20 protein-coding genes and 1 pseudogene are annotated in these 18,811 nt (G+C 65.7%); 11 read left to right on the forward strand and 10 right to left on the reverse strand.

Annotated features, from left to right (window positions below):
* The 3 genes from HUK82_RS07940 to secF all read left to right on the forward strand — a co-directional run.
* Positions 1-1,344 (forward strand): ATP-dependent DNA helicase RecG (locus tag HUK82_RS07940; RefSeq protein WP_176613457.1); only part of this gene is annotated, 1,344 nt, incomplete at its 5' end.
* 162 nt (positions 1,345-1,506) lie between these two features.
* On the forward strand, positions 1,507-3,066 hold the full coding sequence (secD, locus tag HUK82_RS07945; protein WP_176613458.1) for a protein translocase subunit SecD: 1,560 nt from the start codon (positions 1,507-1,509) through the stop codon (positions 3,064-3,066).
* 11 nt (positions 3,067-3,077) lie between these two features.
* Complete coding sequence (secF, locus tag HUK82_RS07950) at positions 3,078-4,013, forward strand: protein translocase subunit SecF (RefSeq protein WP_176613459.1); 936 nt, start codon at positions 3,078-3,080, stop codon at positions 4,011-4,013.
* A gap of 47 nt (positions 4,014-4,060) precedes the next feature.
* Here secF and HUK82_RS07955 read toward each other — a convergent pair whose 3' ends face one another.
* A complete protein-coding gene (locus HUK82_RS07955) occupies positions 4,061-4,447 on the reverse strand; it encodes a hypothetical protein (RefSeq protein ID WP_176613460.1) in 387 nt (128 codons plus the stop codon).
* An 88-nt stretch (positions 4,448-4,535) separates the two neighbouring features.
* Positions 4,536-5,003, reverse strand: a complete 468-nt coding sequence (mscL, locus tag HUK82_RS07960; RefSeq protein ID WP_176613461.1) for a large-conductance mechanosensitive channel protein MscL — start codon at positions 5,001-5,003, stop codon at positions 4,536-4,538.
* Positions 5,004-5,288: 285 nt separating this feature from the next.
* On the opposite strand from mscL, the gene rpmE reads away from it, so the two are divergent.
* From rpmE to HUK82_RS07975, 3 genes are all read left to right on the forward strand, one after another.
* Positions 5,289-5,522, forward strand: a complete 234-nt coding sequence (gene rpmE / locus HUK82_RS07965; RefSeq protein ID WP_176613462.1) for a 50S ribosomal protein L31 — start codon at positions 5,289-5,291, stop codon at positions 5,520-5,522.
* Between the two features lie 174 nt (positions 5,523-5,696).
* Positions 5,697-6,206, forward strand: a complete 510-nt coding sequence (locus HUK82_RS07970; protein ID WP_176613463.1) for an Hsp20 family protein — start codon at positions 5,697-5,699, stop codon at positions 6,204-6,206.
* Between the two features lie 215 nt (positions 6,207-6,421).
* Positions 6,422-7,003, forward strand: a complete 582-nt coding sequence (locus HUK82_RS07975) for a DUF1013 domain-containing protein (protein ID WP_176613464.1) — start codon at positions 6,422-6,424, stop codon at positions 7,001-7,003.
* Between the two features lie 39 nt (positions 7,004-7,042).
* Here the strand turns inward: HUK82_RS07975 and HUK82_RS07980 are convergent, their stop codons facing one another.
* Positions 7,043-7,213 carry a DUF465 domain-containing protein gene (locus HUK82_RS07980; protein WP_176613465.1) on the reverse strand — a complete coding sequence of 57 codons (171 nt, stop codon included), beginning with the start codon at positions 7,211-7,213 and terminating at the stop codon, positions 7,043-7,045.
* Between the two features lie 224 nt (positions 7,214-7,437).
* On the opposite strand from HUK82_RS07980, the gene HUK82_RS07985 reads away from it, so the two are divergent.
* Genes HUK82_RS07985 through HUK82_RS07995 form a run of 3 tightly spaced genes read left to right on the forward strand, consistent with a single transcriptional unit; the run spans position 7,438 to position 9,413 of the window.
* Complete coding sequence (locus tag HUK82_RS07985) at positions 7,438-7,638, forward strand: DUF465 domain-containing protein (protein ID WP_176613466.1); 201 nt, start codon at positions 7,438-7,440, stop codon at positions 7,636-7,638.
* Positions 7,639-7,650: 12 nt separating this feature from the next.
* Positions 7,651-8,214 (forward strand): 5-(carboxyamino)imidazole ribonucleotide mutase, encoded by a 564-nt coding sequence (gene purE / locus HUK82_RS07990; RefSeq protein ID WP_176613467.1) that lies wholly within the window; start codon positions 7,651-7,653, stop codon positions 8,212-8,214.
* On the forward strand, positions 8,211-9,413 hold the full coding sequence (locus tag HUK82_RS07995; protein ID WP_176613468.1) for a 5-(carboxyamino)imidazole ribonucleotide synthase: 1,203 nt from the start codon (positions 8,211-8,213) through the stop codon (positions 9,411-9,413). The genes purE and HUK82_RS07995 overlap by 4 nt, the downstream gene beginning before the upstream one ends.
* On the opposite strand, the gene radC is transcribed toward HUK82_RS07995, so the two are convergent.
* Entirely contained in the window at positions 9,377-10,126 is a 750-nt protein-coding gene (gene radC, locus HUK82_RS08000; RefSeq protein WP_176613469.1) for a RadC family protein, read from the reverse strand. The genes HUK82_RS07995 and radC overlap by 37 nt on opposite strands.
* 109 nt (positions 10,127-10,235) lie before the next feature.
* On the opposite strand from radC, the gene HUK82_RS08005 reads away from it, so the two are divergent.
* Positions 10,236-10,973, forward strand: a complete 738-nt coding sequence (locus HUK82_RS08005) for an HAD hydrolase-like protein (protein ID WP_246495007.1) — start codon at positions 10,236-10,238, stop codon at positions 10,971-10,973.
* Here HUK82_RS08005 and HUK82_RS08010 read toward each other — a convergent pair.
* The 6 genes from HUK82_RS08010 to HUK82_RS08035 form a co-directional block, all read right to left on the reverse strand.
* On the reverse strand, positions 10,949-11,260 hold the full coding sequence (locus tag HUK82_RS08010) for an ArsC/Spx/MgsR family protein (protein ID WP_373318270.1): 312 nt from the start codon (positions 11,258-11,260) through the stop codon (positions 10,949-10,951). The two genes, HUK82_RS08005 and HUK82_RS08010, sit on opposite strands and share 25 nt — an antisense overlap.
* Before the next feature lie 101 nt (positions 11,261-11,361).
* The gene (locus HUK82_RS08015) at positions 11,362-12,042 is read right to left on the reverse strand and encodes a lytic transglycosylase domain-containing protein (protein ID WP_246495008.1); all 681 of its coding nucleotides are present in this window, start codon (positions 12,040-12,042) and stop codon (positions 11,362-11,364) included.
* A 188-nt stretch (positions 12,043-12,230) separates the two neighbouring features.
* Entirely contained in the window at positions 12,231-13,262 is a 1,032-nt protein-coding gene (locus tag HUK82_RS08020; RefSeq protein WP_176613473.1) for an isocitrate/isopropylmalate dehydrogenase family protein, read from the reverse strand.
* Between the two features lie 134 nt (positions 13,263-13,396).
* Positions 13,397-15,166, reverse strand: a complete 1,770-nt coding sequence (locus HUK82_RS08025) for an aminopeptidase P family protein (RefSeq protein WP_176613474.1) — start codon at positions 15,164-15,166, stop codon at positions 13,397-13,399.
* Positions 15,167-15,265: 99 nt separating this feature from the next.
* Positions 15,266-16,168, reverse strand: a complete 903-nt coding sequence (locus tag HUK82_RS08030; RefSeq protein WP_373318269.1) for a 50S ribosomal protein L11 methyltransferase — start codon at positions 16,166-16,168, stop codon at positions 15,266-15,268.
* On the reverse strand, positions 16,168-18,384 hold the full coding sequence (locus HUK82_RS08035) for an ATP-dependent helicase (RefSeq protein ID WP_176613475.1): 2,217 nt from the start codon (positions 18,382-18,384) through the stop codon (positions 16,168-16,170). Before HUK82_RS08035 ends, HUK82_RS08030 begins: the two co-directional genes overlap by 1 nt.
* A 103-nt stretch (positions 18,385-18,487) precedes the next feature.
* Between HUK82_RS08035 and HUK82_RS08040 the strand changes: the two are divergent.
* Positions 18,488-18,811: pseudogene (locus HUK82_RS08040) on the forward strand (JAB domain-containing protein); the annotation flags it as partial.

Raw genomic sequence — 18,811 nt, forward strand, 5'->3', positions numbered from 1 at the left:
GGTCGCGCGCTGACAGGCGACGGCGCCTTGCGGCGCGAGGCTCTGGCGCGATTCGGCCACAGCCTGACCGGCGCGCAGACGCGGGCCCTGCGGGAAATCGACGCCGATCTGGCCGCCCCGCACCGCATGGTCCGGCTGTTGCAGGGCGACGTGGGCGCCGGAAAGACCATCGTTGCCCTGTTGACCATGCTGCGCGCGGTCGAGGCCGGGTTTCAGGCCGCGATCATGGCGCCCACGGAGATCCTGGCACGGCAGCATCTGGCGGGTTTCGAACGGCTTGCCCCGGTGCCGGTCGCGTTTCTCAGTGGCGCGGTCAAGGGCCGCGCGCGGCGGGAGACGCTCGCCCGTATCGCCTCGGGGGACGCGAAGCTGATCGTGGGCACGCACGCCCTGTTCCAGAAAGGTGTCACCTTCGCGAACCTGGCGCTCGTCGTGATCGACGAGCAGCACCGTTTCGGCGTGGAGCAGCGGCTGATGCTGGGCGAAAAAGGGGAACACGCCGATCTTCTGGTGATGACGGCGACCCCGATCCCGCGCACCCTGCAACTGACGCAGTGGGGCGAGATGCAGGTCAGCCGGCTCGACGAGAAGCCGCCGGGGCGCAAGCCAGTGCGCACCTCGCTTCACCCTCTGGGCACGATGCCCGACCTGCTGGACGGCATCGCCCGGATGCTGTCCGCCGGAGCACAGGTGTTCTGGGTCTGTCCCCTTGTGTCCGAAAGCGAGGCCCTGGACATTTCGGCGGCCGTGGACCGGCATGCGGGCCTCGTCGCCCGCTTCGGTGCCGAACGCGTCGGTCTGGCCCACGGACAACAGGACATCGCGATTCGTGAAAGCGCGATCGCTGACTTCGCCGACGGGCGCACCCGCCTGCTCGTGGCGACAACGGTCATTGAAGTGGGCGTCGATATCCCCCGCGCCACGATTATGGTGATCGAACATGCCGAGCGGTTCGGCCTGGCTCAACTCCACCAGTTGCGTGGCCGGGTGGGGCGTGGGGCAGACGAATCCTACTGCCTTTTGCTGCACGAGGACGGCCCCGGCCAGACGGCCCGCGCCCGGCTGTCGCTCCTGCGCGAGACCGAGGACGGGTTCCTGATCGCCGACGAAGATTTTCGCCTGCGTGGCGGCGGGGACGCGGCCGGGCGCAAGCAGTCCGGCCTGCCGGACTTTCGCCTCGCCCGCAACGGCCTGCTGGACACGCTGTTGCCTCTGGCATGGCAGGACACCCAACGCATCCTGCGTGCCGATCCGGCGCTGACCGGTCGGCGCGGGCCCGCTCTGCGGGTTCTGCTGACGCTGTTCGGACGCGCTGATTCGACGCGGACACTCGCATCAGGCTGACCCGCGGGCGGTTTTTCCGCGTGCCCGACGCCACGCGGTGCGCGCAGCCTGTTGCATCGCGCCCGCGCTGTCGGCATGTTCCCGGCCTGCCCTTGGCGTCGAGGGCTATGGACCACGCGCGCGGATCGACCGTGCCGGCCGCAGGGAGCGTCTTTCTTCGCCATGATGTATTACAGCCGGCTTCGGATGCTGTCCGTGTTGGGGGTCTGCCTGCTCGGGCTCGTCCTGTGCCTTCCCAACGTGATGCGCGCGCCCGCCGCCCATCTGCCATGGCGGCAGATCCATCTTGGTCTCGACCTGCGGGGCGGGTCCTATCTGCTGATGCAGGTCGACCTTCAGGCGCTCGAGCACGACCGGTTGCAGTCGCTGTCCGATCAGGCCCGGCAGGCGCTTTTGCATGACAACCTCGGCTACCGCGACATCGTCCTCGACGACACCGCCCGTCGCGTGACGCTGTATCCGCGCGATGTGTCCGAGCACGATCGCGCCCTGCAGACCCTTGGCGCGATCCCGGCCAGCGTGCCCGACGAATTCGCCGCCTCCAGCCTGCCCGACGGCCGGCTTGCCCTGACCCTGTCGGAGGCAGCCCTGCAGGTCCGCGCCCGCGAAGCCGTTACCCAGTCGATCGAGATCGTCCGCCGTCGCATCGATGCGACCGGGGCGATCGACCCGGAAATCACGCGGCAAGGCAATGACCGGATCGTCGTGCAACTGCCCGGCATTTCCGACCCCGAGCGCATCAAGGCGCTGTTGGGCACGACGGCCCGCATGACGTTTCACCTGCTCGACGAATCCGCGACTGGCGCCAGTGTGGCGGCGCCCGGCGTGACGCTGATGCCGACCACCGACGGGTCGAACCAGACCCTGCCGATCCGCGATCACGTGGAGGTCGATGGCGCCGACCTGACCAATGCCGGGGCGATGATCGACCAGCAGAACGGCCAGTGGGCGGTCAACTTCACGTTCAACCGCGTCGGCGCAGCCGCCTTTGCGGCCGTCACGCGCGCCAATGTCGGCCACCGCTTCGCCATCGTGCTCGACAACAAAGTTATCGAGGCACCTGTCATCCAGACGCCCATCACCGCGGGCAACGGTCAGATCACGGGCAACTTCACCGCGCAGAAGGCCACCGACCTGGCCCTGCTGCTGCGCGCGGGTGCCCTGCCCGTCCCGCTCTCGGTCATCGAGCAGCGGTCGATCGGTCCCTCGCTTGGCGCGGACTCGATCCGCGCCGGGGCCATGAGCCTGGGCGTCGGGTTCGTGCTGGTGATCGTGTTCATGGCGCTGTTTTATGGCCGCTTCGGCTGGTACGCCAACGTCGCGCTGCTGGCGAACCTGGTCCTGATGATGGCGATCCTGTCGCTGTTCGAGGCGACCCTGACGCTGCCGGGCATGGCTGGCCTTCTGTTGACCCTCGGCATGGCCGTGGACGCGAATATCCTGATCAATGAGCGTATCCGCGAGGAAGTCGCTCGAGGCCGGACGGCGCTCGCCGCCCTTCAGGCGGGCTTCGAGCGCGCGACGTCGACCATCGTGGACAGCAACGCCACCGCGCTTCTGGCACACGTGATGCTGTTCGTGTTCGGCACCGGCCCGGTGCGCGGCTTCGCCCTGACCATCACGATCGGCATCGCCACCACCCTGTTCACCACGCTGCTTCTGTCACGGCTGCTGATGGTGCGCTGGTATGCCCTCACCCGTCCCGCGACACTGCCGGTCTGAGCCACGACATCATGTTCAATCGTCCCCTTCTGCGTTTCGTCCGGCCCGGCACCCGCATCGCGTTCATGCGCGGCCGCTTTGCCGGCCTTCTGACCTCCGCCGTGCTGTCGCTCGCGTCGATCGGCCTGTTTTTCTACCCCGGCCTGACGCTCGGCCTGGACTTTCGCGGCGGCATCGTCGTGGAAGCGAGAACGCAGGGACCGGCCGATTTCGGCAAGCTGCGCGCCGCCTTGGCGCAGGAGGGCGTCACGGCGGCCGGCCTGCAATCGTTCGGCGGCCCCGATGACGTGCTGATCCGTCTGGACACCCCGACCGGCGACGGTGCCGAGGCCCGGACGCAGGCCCTGGTCGACCATGTCCGCCACGCGGTCTCGGCCGCCCAGCCAGGCGCGCAGGTGCTGCGGGCCGACGCCGTCGGCGCGTCGGTCTCGGGCGAACTGTTTCGCGACGGCATGCTGGCGCTCGGCCTCAGCCTGCTGATGATCCTGGGCTATATCTGGATCCGCTTCGAGTGGGAGTTCGCGGTCAGCGCGGTGCTGACGCTGGTGCTCGACCTTACGAAGACCGTGGGGTTTCTGGTGCTTACCCATTTCGAGTTCGATCTGGTGATGGTCGCGGCGATCCTGACCATTCTGGGCTATTCGACCAACGACAAGGTGGTGGTCTACGACCGGGTTCGCGAGAACCTGCGCAAATACCGGACCATGCCCCTGCGCGAGCTGATCGACCTGTCGATCAACGAGACCCTGAACCGGACCCTCGGCACCTCGTCCACAGTGTTTCTCGCCGCGCTGCCGCTGGCACTGTTTGGCGGCGCAAGTCTGTCCGGGTTCGCCTGGGTGATGCTGTTCGGTATAGTGGTCGGAACGTCGTCGTCCATCTTCATCGCAGCGCCGCTTCTGCTGTTGATGGGCGAAAAGCGCCTGCGACGCGACGCCAGTCGCTGATCGAAACGCCGGGGTCGCACACCCCGTATTCGCGGCGTGCGAAATGTCTACTTCTTGCCTGCGCCTAGCGTCACCGTACCGGCCGGTGACGTCCCGACCAGATCCAGAAGCCTGACAACCGCCGCACTGGCCACTTTCAGATTGCGACTGGACGGTGTGCCGGTCTCGGTGGCGACCGCCAACAACGCACTGCGGTCGACCGCGACCAGATGGGCAAGTTCGTCGCGACTCAGTGGCTCGGACATCACGTAACCACGTGCCATGCCGTGCACCATCAGATAGGTGTAGATGATGGTGTGCTGATCAGGCTCACCGAGCCTGATCCCTGGCGCTGTCGCACAGCCGGACAGACCCAGCGCGAATAGCGACGCGAGGGCCCCACGCAGGAGCCATTGGGTGCCGCGACGCCGACCATCATTCAGGTGTCCGCTCATCAGGCCCTCCCTCCCGCGTATTCCGTCAGGCTGGTTTATAGGGGCGGGAAATTGCATGCCAAGCCCCGCCCTTCCGCCTGCCTGAACCTCAGGGACGCGTCTCAGTGCGCGTTGCCATGATGTCGCGGATTTCCGTTAGCAGCACCTCGGTCTTGGTCGGAGCCGGCGGCGCGGCGGGCTTTTGGTCATCGCGGACATGCATGCGGGTCAGAAGCTTGACCACCCAGAAGATCACGAACGCGATGATCAGGAACTGGATCACGGCGTTGAGGAACAGGCCGAGGTTAAGGGTGACCGCACCGGCCTTCTGCGCCTCGGCGAGCGTCGCGTAGTGATCGCCCTTCAGCGTGACGAACAGATTGGTGAAATCGATGCCGCCGATCAGAAGCCCGATGGCCGGCGTGAACACGTCCTTGACCAGGCTGTTGACGATGCCGGTGAAGGCCGCGCCGATGATGACACCGACGGCGAGGTCGACGACGTTGCCGCGCATGATGAACGCGCGAAATTCCGACACCCAGCCGGGCGCGTGAAGCTTGGGGGCTTTTTCGGCCATGAAATCCTCTCGTGTGACACTGATCTCTGAACGGAGACGCCGGACAGGCGCCTCCTTCCGCAGCGTATATAGCACGCGGCAGCCCGGCCGGTTGCGGCTTTGGCGACGCGCAGCCTTGGAATCAGTGGTTTTTGCGCGAAACAGCGCCTTTTGCGTGTCGCGCGCGCCATGTTGGGGGCAAATGCGTTGATCCCCAGGGCGAACTCCGTTATACGCCCCCGGTTATCGGCAATAAAAGCGCCCGGTCGGCATCGGGACGCCCAGCAGAATCAAGGTTAGTTGCGCATGAAGCCCGGCATCCACCCCGACTACCACAACGTCACGATCATCATGACGGACGGCACCGAATTCGTGACCCGTTCGTGCATGGGCACCGAGGGCACGACCCTGCGTCTGGACATCGATCCGAAGTCGCATCCGGCGTGGACCGGCGTTCAGCGCATGATCGACACCGGGGGCCAGGTGGCCAAGTTCAACAAGCGCTTCGCCGGCATTGGCGCCCGCGGCGCCAAGAGCTGACTCCCGCGCGCGACTCACGTCGCGCTTTTTTGGGACTCTCCTGCGGAAAGCCCGTCCCTTGCACCAAGGGGCGGGCTTTCCCACATCTGGGGTGTCCGGACGCCGAAAGGGTCCGGGCTCTTCAGAACGGCCGGCCCATCGCGGCGGCCACGACCTTGCTGGCAGGAGGTTTCCTTGACATACGATTTCGCACCCCTTTTTCGCACCGCCATCGGTTTCGACCGTCTCGCCCGACTGGTGGACAACGCGGTTCAGACGCCCGGCAATGCCGCGTCCTACCCCCCTTACAATATCGAGAAGACCGGCGAGTCGACCTACGCGCTGACGATGGCCGTGGCGGGCTTCGCCCCGGACGACATCGAACTGACCGTCTCGGACAGCACGCTGACGGTCGTCGGCCGCGCCACCGAACGCGAGCCGCGCGGCGAGATGCTGCATCGCGGGATCGCCTCGCGCACCTTCGAGCGGCGCTTCATGCTCGCCGATCATATCGTGATCGATGCCGCCGCGCTCAATAACGGCCTGCTGCGCGTCGACGTTCGGCATATCGTGCCCGAAGCCTCCCGCCCCCGTCGGATCGACATCACGGTGGGTGGCGCGTCCGTCGTGAAACAGCACGGACAGCCGTCTACGCCGATCACGACGGACGGACAGGCCATTGTTTCCGATGCGCAGGCGGCCTGAGGCTTTGCGCACCCTTACGGCAGGGTCGTCGCGAGGCGACCCTGCCGCTTTTTCCTACCATGCGGCGTGCGCCCTTGACCTGCGTGGGGCGAGCGTCCATATCCGGCGATGATCTTGGCGCGCCGGCAGGCACGCGAGACGCCCCTCCAAGGGAACATCACGGTGGGACGATCCGGCCTGCGTATGGCACGTCATACGCGAGAACAGGATTTGATATGACCGCCTTGCCGTTGATGCCCAAAGCCACCGCTGTCTGGTTGATCGAGAAGACGGCTCTGACCTTCACGCAGATTGCCGAGTTCTGCGGCATGCACCCGCTGGAGGTTCAGGCTATTGCCGACGGCGAAGTCGCGCAGGGCATCGTAGGCTACGACCCCGTCGCCAACCGTCAGATCGACGCCAGCGAAATCAAGCGTTGCGAGGCGGACTCAAACCTTCGCCTGCGCATGGCGCCGCAGAATAGCCCCGTCGCGCGTCGCTCCAAGGGCGCACGCTACACACCTGTGGCCAAGCGCAACGACCGTCCCGATGCGATCGCGTTCATCCTGCGGACGTACCCGCAGTTGTCCGAGCCACAGATCATCAAGCTTCTGGGGACGACCAAGGACACCATCGCCAAGGTTCGCGACCGGCAACACTGGAACAGCGCCAATATCAAGCCCCGCGATCCCGTGATCTTGGGCCTGTGCAGCCAGACCGACCTGAATGCCGCTGTCACGTCCGCGAACGAGCGCCTGACGCGCGAGGGTGCGGTAGTGCCTGCCCCGCTGCCGGACACCGACGCCGACGCTTACTGATCCACTGTCCCCGCCCGTGAGCGGGCGGGGACGTCCGGTTCAGCCCTGACCAGCGAGACGCTCGATTTCTTCCTTGAGTTTGAGCTTTTCCAGCTTGAGGCACATGAGTACGCGTTGATCGGGCAGCGGGCGGTGGTCTTCGTCGAAGATACGTTCGTCGAGGCGATGGTGACGGGCACGAAGACTGGTGATGCGGGACTGGCGCGACATGAGACCTCCTGTAACCTGATTGCCACACGGTCAGGCTAACGAGGTTCCGGTCCCGGTTTCCATGCTTTTTTTTCCGGGCAACGCAGATAATCCATGCATCTGGATCATCCCTTGCGGGCGATATAAATGCGCGGCACGGTATGCTAGAGGGGTTGGACGCATCGCGCTGTGCACCGGCTCGATCGACGACCCCGGGGCTCCACCACGTCACAGACACAGGCGCCATGCTGACAGACCGCGATACGCTGATTCGTAAACTGCATGAGCTTCGCAGCGAACACAGAGACCTCGACACCGTGATCTCACGCTTGGCCGAACATCTGAGCGACCAGTTGCAGCTGCAGCGCCTCAAAAAACGCAAGCTGCTGCTCAAGGACGAAATCATGCGGCTGGAAAGCCGTCTTATCCCCGACAGTATAGCCTGATTGCGTGATGCCATGAACGATCATCCCGACGCTCCCGCCCCCCTGCAGACCGCCCCCGCCGCCGTGCCGCAAACCAGCCGTGACGCCCCGCCCGGCGATGCGTCGCGCGTCGGCGTGATCATGGGCAGCCAGTCGGACTGGGACACGATGCGCCACGCGACCGAGATTCTGGAAGAGTTCGCTATCCCGTTCGAGGCCCGGATCGTGTCCGCCCATCGCACGCCCGATCGTCTCGCCGATTACGCACGCAGCGCCGCCGGGCGCGGCCTGAAGGTCATCATCGCGGGTGCCGGCGGGGCGGCGCACCTGCCGGGCATGTGCGCCGCCTGGACGTGCCTGCCGGTACTCGGCGTGCCGGTGCAGTCGCACGCGCTCAGCGGGATGGATAGTCTGCTGTCGATCGTGCAGATGCCCGGCGGCGTCCCCGTCGGAACGCTGGCCATTGGCAAGGCGGGGGCCAAGAACGCGGGCCTGCTCGCGGCGTCGATCCTGGCGTTGTCAGACGCGGAACTGGCCGCGCGGCTGGAGACATGGCGCGCGATGCAGACAGCGGGCGTGGCGGACGAACCGGCATGAGCCCACTGCCCCGCTTCGCCTCCAACGCGCTGGCGCCGGACGCCCGCATCGGCATTGTCGGCGGTGGCCAGCTCGGACGAATGTCCGCAATGGCCGCTGCCCGGCTTGGGTTTCAGACACACGTTCTGGCGGCCTCCCGCAGCGACCCCGCGGTGCAGGTCTGCAACGACGCGACGATCGGGCCGTTCAACGACACCGAAACGCTGAAGCATTTTGCCGACCATGTGGACGTCGTGACGTTCGAGTTCGAGAACATCAGTGCCGACGGTCTCGACTTTCTGGCCTCACAGCGGCCTGTCCGGCCCGCCGGTGCCATCTTGCGCATCAGCCAGGACCGGCTTGCGGAAAAGCGTTTCATGGCCGACGCGGGCCTGCCGGTGGCACCCTGGCATGCCGTCACCACGCGCGCCGATCTTCACACGGCGGCCGAGACGCTGGGATATCCCTTCGTCCTGAAAACCACGCGACTGGGCTATGACGGCAAGGGACAGGCACGCCCGTCCTCGGACGCCGAACGGGATGCCGCCTTCGACCGGCTGCGCCCGCACCCGCTGGTGGCCGAGGGGCTGGTCGATTTCGCCCGCGAAATCAGCGTTATGGTCGCGCGCGGCGTGGATGGTCACGTCGTGACCTTCGACCCGACCGAAAATCGCCATCGCGACGGCATCCTCGATATCAGCATAGCCCCGGCCCGGATTGAGGCGTCCCTTGCGCGGGAGGCCCGGGCCATGGCGGTCAGGATCGCCGAACGGCTTGATCTCGTGGGGCTGCTCGGGGTGGAAATGTTTGTCACGGCCGACGGCGCATTGCTGATCAACGAGATCGCGCCCCGGCCTCACAATTCCGGTCACTGGACGATGAATGCGTGTCTGGTCGACCAGTTCGAGATGCATGTGCGTGCCGTCGCCGGACTGCCGCTAGTCGATCCGGGGCGCCATTCCGACGCGGTGATGCGCAATTTGATCGGTCCGGCGGACGTGGCGCTGTGCGGCGAGATCATTGCCACGCCCGGTCTTGCCCTCCATCTGTACGGCAAGACCGACGCGCGTGACGGGCGCAAGATGGGGCATGTAAACCTGCTGTTCCCGCGTGGCGCGATGCCAGGCGAGTTCGGGATTCAGGCCGCGCTCGGTCCCTTGCGTCGCGACGATGCCCCGTCTTTTCAGACGGAACCTGAGGACGCCGAAGCCGTCGCCTGATCGATCAGGCCGCGCTCGGCAAAGCTGAGCCAGCGCCCATTGCCCATGATGATGTGGTCGGTCACACCCACGCCGATCGCCGCACACGCCGCGACGATCTGGCGCGTCATTACAAGATCGGCCTCCGACGGGGTTGGGTCGCCCGTGGGATGATTGTGAACCAGAATGACGGTCGCCGCTCCATGTTCGACCGCCCGATGGGCGACTTCGCGCGGATAGACCGGCGTGTGATTGACCGTGCCACGCGCCTGCGCCTCATCAGCGATCAGGCGGCGCTCCTGGTCGAGAAACAGCAACCGGAACTGTTCGATCCTCTCGCGTGAGAGAACCGCGGCCAGATAATCGATGACGGCGGACTGGTCCGCCAGCACATCGCGCTGGTCGATCCGGGCGCGCACCAGTCGCAGCGCGGCCTCATGCATCAGCCGGATCGCCGACAGGGCGTGCGGTCCAAGGCCCGAGAGCGTGCGCAACTCCGTCGGTGGGGCGCTCAACAACCCGGCATAGGAACCGAAGCGCGACAGGCAGACATCGGCCACTGCATCAACACTGCCATGGGCGGGCATAGCGGCCGCCAGAAGGGCGCGCACCAGGGTAGCATCATCCGGCCCCTGTCCTTTCGTGGATGCCGGCGCGGAAATGCCGGGGGAGAGGCGCTTCGGATTGAAACCCACATCCGACAGTCCGGTGGCCGTGGCAGCGGGTTGAGGCATCGTGACGTCTCGCATGCAAAACAGCATCATTGGGGCGACCAGGGCCCCAGCGTCGCATTATTCCCTGAGTGCGTCTATGATCGACCGACGCCGAGAGGAGTTTCCGGTTTTGAACGACGTGCTTTCCGACACTGGGCCATCCGCCCTTCCCCACGGCTCGGCAATCCTTCTGGATCTGGACGGGACCATCATCGATTCCCGTCACGGGATCATTTCCACCATCCATGACGTTCTGCGCGACATGGGACACGAGCCGGACCTGTCGCAGGACCTGACCTGGGTGGTCGGGCCCCCGCTGCATGACCTGATCGGCGAAATCCTGCATCGCTATGGTGACGACCGTGTCGAAGACGCTGTTCGTCGCTATCGCGCCCTGTATGAAAGCCGGGGCATGCACCATAGCCCGGTCTATGACGGCATGCGCGACGTCATCGCGGGATTTGCGGCCTCCCCCGCGCGGCTGTTTCTCGCGACGTCGAAGCCGGTCCATCTGGCGCGCGCCATCCTGGGCCTGCGCGAACTGGATGGCTATTTCACGCAGCTTCATGGTGCCAGACCGGACGATAGCGGGGCTGAGAAGCCCGAATTGATTGCCGAACTGCTGCGTCAACACCGAATCGCGCCAGAGCACGCGGTCATGGTGGGCGACCGCCGCTTTGACATCTCGGGCGCGCATGCCAATCGCGTACGCGCCATCGGCGTTCTGTGGGGCTATGGCGGGGCGGACGAACTGACCGAGGCAGGCGCGGACCAGCTGGCCGCCGCACCGGCCGATCTGCCCGGCCTCGTCGCCGAGCAACTCGCTGCCGCGCGACGCCATGATCACGCGGACAGCAGGGTCTCGTAAAACTCGGGCCGGAAACCGACGATCAGCGTTCCGTCGCCCTCGAGGACGGGACGCTTGATCATCGACGGCTGGGCAAGCATCAGAGTCACAGCCCGCTCGGGGGTCAGAGCCAACCGGTCGGCCTCTGGCAGCTTGCGAAACGTGGTCCCGGCGCGGTTGAGGATCGTCTCCCAGCCCTTGGCTGCCACCCATCGCTCAAGCGTGCGGCGATCGATACCCGCTGTTTTGTAGTCATGGAACACCACGTCGATGGCATGCGTCTCCAGCCAGACGCGCGCCTTCTTCATCGTGTCACACGCTTTAATTCCGTATAGTGTCAGTGTCATATTGCCCCCTGCCCGCCCGACCGGACGATGCGCGCGTCTCTCGCCCTATCGCGCGGCGTAGATCAGGGCAATCCCGCGAGGCGTAACGGGCTGGTCGAGGCCAAGCGGATCGGCACGGTGCGATAGGCCGCGAGTGACCGCCCTGTGCCCGCGAGCACGCCGGGTGCCATGGCATGGCCACCCAGCGGAATAACCCGTGCCTTGGGTGCAAATCCACGCGTTGGCAACGCAAATGGACGCCCGAACGGGAATGGCCGGACGATGTGCGTGCCGGGATCTTCCTGCGGCGGGGTCGCGAACAGATCCCCTTCGGTGCCGCCGTGCCACACGGCCATGACCTTGCGTGCATAGGGTGCGCCGAATTCGGGGGTCAGGGAATGGTAGGCCCCGGCCGCCGCGCTCCATGACGGGTGATCGGTAAACAACCCGCGGAGAAAGCGCGCGGCGTAGTCAGCGTTTCTGTAAGGATCGAACGCCTCCTGCAACGACGCGAAGGCGTCGGGGTGATGGTGCAGGTTGATCTGCATGCACCCGACGTCGATCGAGCGTATACCGGAGGCGATGAAACGCTGCGCCGCCGCAATGGCTGTCGCCTTGTCGGGGTAGAAATAGCCCTGCCCCTGCGCGTTGATCGTCCACGGCCACGCGCGAACGCTGTGCGACATGGTATCGTAACGGCCGCTTTCGACCCGCCCGATGGCCTCGAGCAGTCGGGCGGGCAACCCCCACGCACGTTCCGCCATCGCGGCGGCGCCTTGACAGGCCGCAGCATCCTGCGCGCGCCCGCATGCCGGACACGCAACCACGATCAACAGAAACAGCAAACACGAGAGAAGGCGACACCGAAGCATGCTTCCTGCATGACGGCATCGCCTTTACGAGTGGTAAACAGGCGGACGAAAAATACGTCCCTGCCGCCTGCGCCCGAGCGTCAGGCCACGGCCTGCTTCAGGGCGGCGGTCAGTTCGCGCGTGCCGACCGTACCGCCGAGATCACGGGTGCGGACCTTGTCGGTCTTGATAACCTTGTCGATCCCCGCCTGAAGACGCGTGTCGAGGTCCTGACGGCCGATATGCTGCAACATCATGCCCGCGGCCAGCAAAAGAGCGAGCGGATTGGCCAGATCCTGGCCCGCGATGTCCGGCGCAGAGCCATGCACGGCCTCGAAAATAGCGGCGTCGCTGCCGATGTTCGCACCCGGCGCCATGCCAAGACCGCCAACCAGACCGGCGGTCAGATCGGACAGGATGTCGCCGAACAGGTTGGTCGTGACGATCACGTCATACTGCCACGGGTTGGTCACCAGCTGCATCGCGCAGGCGTCGACGATGCGTTCGTTCACCTCGATACGGCCTTCATATTCCTTGGCGACCTTGCGGCCTTCTTCAAGGAACAGGCCGGTCAGAAGCTTCAGGATGTTGGCCTTGTGGACCAGCGTGACCTTCTTGCGGCCGTTCTTCAGCGCGTATTCGAAGGCATAGCGCACGATACGCTGACATTCCTTGCGCGTCGTGTAGCCGGAGCTGATCGCCATGCCCTGCGGGTCGCCGTCAGCCGGAACATAATGTTCCAGGGCCGCGTAATAGCCTTCGAGGTTCTCACGGAACAGAACGATATCGATATCGTCGAACCGACCGCCGGGAACGATCGTCCGTGTCGGCCGCACGTTCGCGTACAGGCCGAATTCCTGGCGCAGGGTCACGTTGATCGACTTGAAACCACCACCCACAGGCGTGGTCAGCGGCCCCTTGAGGGCCAGACCCGTGCGACGGATAGAGGTCAGCGTCTCCGCCGGCAGCGGGTTTCCGGCATGTTCCACGCCGTCCATGCCAGCCCGTTGCGGATCCCAATCGAACGGCGCGCCGATAACGTCGAGGATTTCCGTGACGGACGCCATGATTTCCGGGCCGATGCCGTCGCCGGCGATCAGCGTGGCGGGAATGGTCTTTGAAGCGGCGGACATGAGAATTCTCCTCGCATTTGGTCCCGGTTGCGTCGGGACCGTCTCCCTGCTTTGCCCCGGCGCGATCCGCCGAGAGGGCATGCCAATGGTGGTAGGCCCAGCCGCCGGGAGCGCAAAGGTGGGCACGGGTCACATTATCCGGCGCTCAACGGTGAGCACGCATCCATAATCCACTGTTTTTCCTCATCATTCAAAAACGGCAGAACGAGCTCCGCGACTGCCGCATGATAGATATTCAGCGCATGGCATTCATTCTGCGTCAGCAATGTCACGTCGATCAGCGCACGATCCCATGGCACATGCGTCAACGTTTCGAACCTGAGAAACGACCGGCCGTCCTGGCCCGCGTCGCTCGGCGTGACCAGCAGCAATGTCTCCAGCCGCATGCCGAACGCGCCGGGGCGGTAAAATCCGGGCTCGTTCGAGATGATCATCCCGGGCTCGAGCGGCACGGGACGGGGGGATGCGGAAATGTTGCACGGCCCCTCATGCACCGAGAGATAGCTTCCAATGCCATGGCCCGTGCCGTGGTCATAATCGAGGCCCGCTTCCCACAGGCTGTGACGCGCGAGCGTATCGAGCCTGTGACCGGTCGTTCCGGTCGGAAACGTGGCGGCCCCCAGCGCGAGATTTCCCTTCAGGACACGGGTATAGACCTCGCGCAGTCCCTCAGGCGGGACGCCCGGCCCCGTCCAGATCGAACGCGTAATGTCCGTCGTCCCCTCGGGATACTGCCCGCCGCTGTCGATCAGGTAGATCTCGTCAGCCGCCATGACCCGGTCGCGTCCCGCCCTGGCGCGGTAGTGAATGATCGCGCCGTTCGGCCCGGTGCCGGAAATCGCGGCGAAACTCTCGCCGCGATAGGTCGGTTCGTCGCGCCGGAACGCGTCCAGCCGATCGGCCAGCGCCGCCTCGCCCACGCCACGTCCGTGACGCGACACCCAGGCCAGAAAGCGACAGACCGCGACGGCGTCCTTGCGGTGGGCGCTGCGGGCACCGTCGATTTCCACGGCGTTCTTGCGCGCCTTGGGCAACAGGCACGGATCGGAATCGTGACGGACTCGCGCGCCATGGGCCTCCAGACGCTGGGCGAACCACACGGACGTCGCGGACGGATCCACCCGAACGGTCCGGCCCGTCTGACGCGACAGCCAGTTCGGCAGGTCCTCCGGCGCATGAAGGCGCACGTCCCCCAGCCACGCGTTCGTCTCCGCGTCCAGACGCCCGGGATCGACGAACAGATCGACACCGGCATCGGCGTCGATTGCGGCAAAGGCGAGCAGGAGCGGCGTATAGGGCACATCCGTGCCGCGAATGTTCAAAAGCCAGGCGACGGACGCGGGATCGCCCAGAATGGCGCCGTCGTCACCTGCCGCCCGCAGGGCCTGTGCGATCCGCGCGCGTTTGTCTGCGCTCGCCTCGCCCGCATGGTCGAGCGGATGGCGCAGTGCCGGTCCGTGCGGCGCAGCCGGCCGGTCGTTCCACAACGGATCGACGGGATTGGCCTTCACAGCGACGAGTTCGATCCCCCGTGCCTCGAACGGCGCCAGTGACGCCGCACTCATGAGGCGCGGGTCATACCCGATCCGACCGCCCTTCGCATGCTCGGCGATCCAGTCCGCGGGGGGCGTGCGCGTCATGTGCAATGCCTCCCACAACGAAGGGTCGAGCTGCTGCTCCAGTTGCGTAATATAACGACCGTCGGAAAACACGGCGGCACGATCGCGCAACACGACCGCAAGTCCCGCGCTGCCGGTAAACCCGGTCAGCCACGCCAGACGCTCGGAGCACGCGGGCACGTACTCGCCCAGAAACTCGTCCGCTCTGGGCAGCACGAAACCATCCAGCCCCGTGTCAGCAAGCGCGGTCCGCAAACGCGGCAGACGATGGTGCAGGTCCGACATGCGCGGATGCCTTTCGTAAGACGAGGAAGACGATCATCCTATGACCGGCACTCCGCAGGGTCGAGTCCTCGCCGCGGCGGTCCAGCCGCAGTCGACGGATCAGGCCCAGGCCGGTTTGCGCAGGATCAGGGTCGCCCAATCCCCTTCGCGCAGGCACGCTTCGAGGACCAGCCCTTGGCGGCGATGGGCCGCCAGCACCATACGCACCTGGGTCGCCAGAAGACCGGCCAGAATGACGGTGCCCCCGGGCACGACATTGCGCGACAGATCACGCGCCATCAGACACAGCGGACGCGCCAGAATGTTGGCGAACACAAGATCATAGGGTGCGCGTGCCCGGATTTCGGGCGTCTTCCAGCCATTCCCCAAACGGCATTCGACCAGAGTGCCAAGGCCGTTCGCACGCGCGTTCGACGCGGCCACGCGAACGGACCAGGGCTCGATGTCCACCGCCAGCACCCGCCGTTTGAGCAGGGCGGCAGCCCCCATCGCCAGTATCCCCGACCCGCACCCCAGATCGAGGATCCGTCGTGGTCGCCGATGCGCGATCCGTTCCAGCGCGCGCAGGCAGCCCCGGGTGGACCCATGTTCGCCGGAGCCGAAGGCGATACCGGCATCCAGCGTGATCGTCAGCCGACGCGTCGGCGGGGCGTCTTCCAGATGCGTGCCGCGCACCACGAAACGCGCCCCGATTTCCTGCGCCGGGAACGATTCGTAGGTCCGGGCCAGCCACCCTTCGGCCTCCGTCCGCGTGCGCTCCAGCGTCGCGTCGATGCCCGTGACCAGCCGCGCCAGCGTCAGCGCGGACTGCAACTCGGTCTCTCGGTGGCCGATGTCCTTCACCCCTTCGATACGCCAGCAGATCTGGGCGTCATCGGCCTCGAAAATGCCGACGGTGGCGCAGACGGTCGCCAGTGCATTCTCGAACGGCTCGACGAAGGCTTCGGGAACGGTGACGGAGAGGGTTTCGAGTTCGGTAGCGTGGCGGCGAGGGGGGGGCATCAGGAAACCTGTTCGACAAAACTTGCAATGACGCGCTTGTGCCCGGCCTTCTCGAAATTGACTTCCAGCCGGTCATGCTCGACGCCGATGACCATCCCATAGCCGAATTTCTGGTGGAACACGCGCGCGCCCAGCGGGATATCGCACCGTTCCGGCCGCGGGGAAACCGTGTGCGGGCCGCTCCGCTCCCGCCGCGCCACCATCGGTCCGGCGGCGAACAGCGATTCGGCCTGCGCGGTGCGCCGACGCTCGGCCTTGGTCTGACCGACGACCTCGATATGCTCGTCAGGCAGCTCGTCGATGAAGCGGCTGGGCATCGACGACTGCCAGTTCGCATAGATACGCCGGTTCGCGGCGTGCAGGATGATGGCACGCCTGCGCGCGCGCGTGATGCCGACATAGGCCAGACGGCGCTCTTCCTCCAGCCCCGAAAGCCCACCTTCGTCCAGCGTTCTCTGCGAGGGAAACACCCCCTCCTCCCAGCCCGGAAGAAACACCGTGTCGAATTCCAGCCCCTTCGCACCATGCAGCGTCATCAGGCTGACCTTCGCCTCGCCCGCGTCCTGGTCGTTGTCCATGACCAGCGAGACATGTTCGAGAAACGCGCCGAGCGAGTCGAAATCGGCCATCGCCCGCACCAGCTCGCGCAGGTTGTCCACCCGTCCCGGTGCTTCGATCGACGTGTCGGCCCGCCACATCGGCACGTAACCGCTGTCCTCCAGGAGGGCCTCGACCGCCACGATATGCCCCTCGCGACCCAGCATCGCCCGGCCATCGGCGAGACACTGCATCAGCGTGCGCAGGGCGTCGCCGCTCTTGCCCTTGACCGTTGCGTTTTCGAGCGCGATGCCGACGGCGGCACTGAGCGACACCGACTGGCTACGTGCGATGTCGCGAAATTTCTGCAACGCCGCAGCCCCCACGCCACGACGCGGTAGGTTGATGATCCGCTCGAACGCCAGATCGTCGGCGGGTTGGGCCAGAACGCGGAGATAGGCCATCGCGTCGCGGATTTCAGCGCGTTCGTAAAAACGCAGGCCCCCGACCACGCGATAGGGAATACCTTGGGCGATCAGTTGCTCTTCAAACGCGCGGGTCTGGAAGCCGGCACGCACCAGAACCGCCATTTCACCCAGCGAATGTCCCTCCAGCCGCAGTTCCGCGACGCGGCTGGCAACGACGCGGCCCTCCTCGTCCGAATCCCACACGCCGACGACTTGAACCTTCTCGCCGTCTGAATCGTCGCGCCCCGGCCGCAACGTCTTGCCGAGCCGCCCTTCATTATGGGCGATCAGCCCGCTGGCGGCGCCCAGGATCTGCACCGTCGACCGATAGTTCCGTTCGAGACGCACGACGTGCGCGCCGGGGAAATCCTGTTCGAAGCGCAGGATGTTTTCGACTTCCGCGCCACGCCAGGAATAAATCGACTGGTCGTCGTCACCCACGCAGCAGATGTTCGCGGCAAAGCCCTCGCGCTTGGCCAGAAGACGCAGCCACAGATACTGGATGGTGTTGGTATCCTGGTATTCGTCGACCAGGATATAGCGGAAAAAACGATGGTACTGCGCCAGAACGTCGGGACGCGTGCGCAGGATTTCGGTCACATGCAACATCAGGTCGCCGAAGTCGCAGGCGTTGAGCTGCACCAGCCGGGCCTGATAGGCGGCGTAGATTTCCTGCGCGCGGCCCTGCGCGAAATCGCTGTCCTCGGCGCCGGTGATTCGCTCCGGCGTCAGGCCGCGATCCTTCCACCGCTGGATCACGCCCAGCATGCCCTGCGCCGGCCAGCGCTTGGTATCGAGGCGGAATGGCTCCATGATCTGCTTGAGCAACCGGATCTGGTCGTCGGTGTCCAGAATGGTGAAACCGCTGGTCAGGTCGACATACTCGGCATGACGGCGCAGCATGCGCGCGCACAGGGCATGGAACGTGCCCAGCCACAGGCCGTCTGCAGGCTGGCCCAGAATGGCGCTGACGCGTTCGCGCATCTCGCGCGCAGCCTTGTTGGTGAACGTCACCGCCAGAATCTGGTTTGGCTTTGCCCGGCCCGACAGCAGGATATGCGCAAAGCGCGACGTCAGGACGCGCGTCTTGCCGGTTCCCGCACCGGCGAGCACGAGCAACGGCCCCTCGGTCGTTTCGATGGCGGCGCGCTGCTCCGGGTTGAGGCGCGTCAGGTAGTCCGGCGTGTGGTCGGGGGCGAAAAGGTCGGTCACCCTTTGTTCTATAGGACAATGTGACGCCGCGTCCAAGCCGCTCGCTGGTCATGGCGACCTGAACCGGCGCATAAACGATCACGGGGCAGCAGGACGGACAGGCATGACGCAGCACGGGGCCACACAGGCGCGACCATTCGCCGGAACAGGTCCCCAGGGCCATCGCGGCCGTATGCGCGACCGTGTTCTCGGTGCGGGGCCGGCCTCGCTCGCCGATTACGAGATTCTGGAGATGCTGCTGTTTTTCGGTATCGCGCGTCGCGATACCAAGCCGCTGGCCAAGGCGCTGATCAACCGCTTCGGCTCGCTCTCGGCGGTTTTGCTGGCGCCCGGCCCCGCCCTGATGGACGAGGGCGTGCCGGAGGGCGCGATCCGGCCGCTGCGCCTGCCCGTGTTCGCCGCCCGACGTCTTGCCGGGCCCGAGCCG

Source organism: Ameyamaea chiangmaiensis (assembly GCF_013376175.1).
GTDB lineage: Bacteria > Pseudomonadota > Alphaproteobacteria > Acetobacterales > Acetobacteraceae > Ameyamaea > Ameyamaea chiangmaiensis.

What these genes read in the sequence shown, in the direction of transcription:
- secD (WP_176613458.1), top strand. Translation starts at nt 1,507, where the DNA reads ATGATGTATTACAGCCGGCTTCGGATGCTGTCCGTGTTGGGGGTCTGC.
- secF (WP_176613459.1), top strand. Translation starts at nt 3,078, where the DNA reads ATGTTCAATCGTCCCCTTCTGCGTTTCGTCCGGCCCGGCACCCGCATC.
- HUK82_RS07955 (WP_176613460.1), bottom strand. Translation starts at nt 4,447, where the DNA reads ATGAGCGGACACCTGAATGATGGTCGGCGTCGCGGCACCCAATGGCTC.
- mscL (WP_176613461.1), bottom strand. Translation starts at nt 5,003, where the DNA reads ATGGCCGAAAAAGCCCCCAAGCTTCACGCGCCCGGCTGGGTGTCGGAA.
- rpmE (WP_176613462.1), top strand. Translation starts at nt 5,289, where the DNA reads ATGAAGCCCGGCATCCACCCCGACTACCACAACGTCACGATCATCATG.
- HUK82_RS07975 (WP_176613464.1), top strand. Translation starts at nt 6,422, where the DNA reads ATGACCGCCTTGCCGTTGATGCCCAAAGCCACCGCTGTCTGGTTGATC.
- HUK82_RS07980 (WP_176613465.1), bottom strand. Translation starts at nt 7,213, where the DNA reads ATGTCGCGCCAGTCCCGCATCACCAGTCTTCGTGCCCGTCACCATCGC.
- HUK82_RS07985 (WP_176613466.1), top strand. Translation starts at nt 7,438, where the DNA reads ATGCTGACAGACCGCGATACGCTGATTCGTAAACTGCATGAGCTTCGC.
- purE (WP_176613467.1), top strand. Translation starts at nt 7,651, where the DNA reads ATGAACGATCATCCCGACGCTCCCGCCCCCCTGCAGACCGCCCCCGCC.
- HUK82_RS07995 (WP_176613468.1), top strand. Translation starts at nt 8,211, where the DNA reads ATGAGCCCACTGCCCCGCTTCGCCTCCAACGCGCTGGCGCCGGACGCC.
- radC (WP_176613469.1), bottom strand. Translation starts at nt 10,126, where the DNA reads ATGCCTCAACCCGCTGCCACGGCCACCGGACTGTCGGATGTGGGTTTC.
- HUK82_RS08010 (WP_373318270.1), bottom strand. Translation starts at nt 11,260, where the DNA reads ATGAAGAAGGCGCGCGTCTGGCTGGAGACGCATGCCATCGACGTGGTG.
- HUK82_RS08015 (WP_246495008.1), bottom strand. Translation starts at nt 12,042, where the DNA reads ATGGCGGAACGTGCGTGGGGGTTGCCCGCCCGACTGCTCGAGGCCATC.
- HUK82_RS08020 (WP_176613473.1), bottom strand. Translation starts at nt 13,262, where the DNA reads ATGTCCGCCGCTTCAAAGACCATTCCCGCCACGCTGATCGCCGGCGAC.
- HUK82_RS08025 (WP_176613474.1), bottom strand. Translation starts at nt 15,166, where the DNA reads ATGTCGGACCTGCACCATCGTCTGCCGCGTTTGCGGACCGCGCTTGCT.
- HUK82_RS08030 (WP_373318269.1), bottom strand. Translation starts at nt 16,168, where the DNA reads ATGCCCCCCCCTCGCCGCCACGCTACCGAACTCGAAACCCTCTCCGTC.